Raw genomic sequence first — 300 nt, 5'->3', positions numbered from 1 at the left:
CCACGAGCGTTGCCAACGCTGTGCAGTACGACGACAGCACGCACACCAAGGTGACGCTGGGTGGTGTTGGCGCCAGCACGCCGGTGACACTGACGAACGTGGCAGCGGGTGCGGTGAACGCGACGAGCACGGATGCGATCAACGGCAGCCAGCTGTCTTCGCTGTCGACGTCAGCGTCGACGGGGATCAGCACCGCACAGAGTGGAGTGAATTCGCTGTCCACTGGTTTGAGTGCGACGAACAGCAACGTTGCATCGTTGTCGACGGGCTTGAGCACGACGAACAGCACGGTGACGTCGC

The 300-nt window shown here is 62.7% G+C and carries 1 protein-coding gene; it reads left to right on the top strand.

Annotated elements, in window-relative coordinates:
- On the top strand, positions 1–300 hold a 300-nt coding region (locus JHD73_RS28860), incomplete at both ends, for a hypothetical protein (protein ID WP_199033457.1).

This window comes from Ralstonia sp. ASV6 (assembly GCF_016429285.1).
GTDB classification, from domain to species: Bacteria; Pseudomonadota; Gammaproteobacteria; order Burkholderiales; family Burkholderiaceae; genus Ralstonia; species Ralstonia flaminis.
Note: the sequence above shows the minus strand (reverse complement) of the source record. Positions and strands in the feature narration are given on the sequence as shown.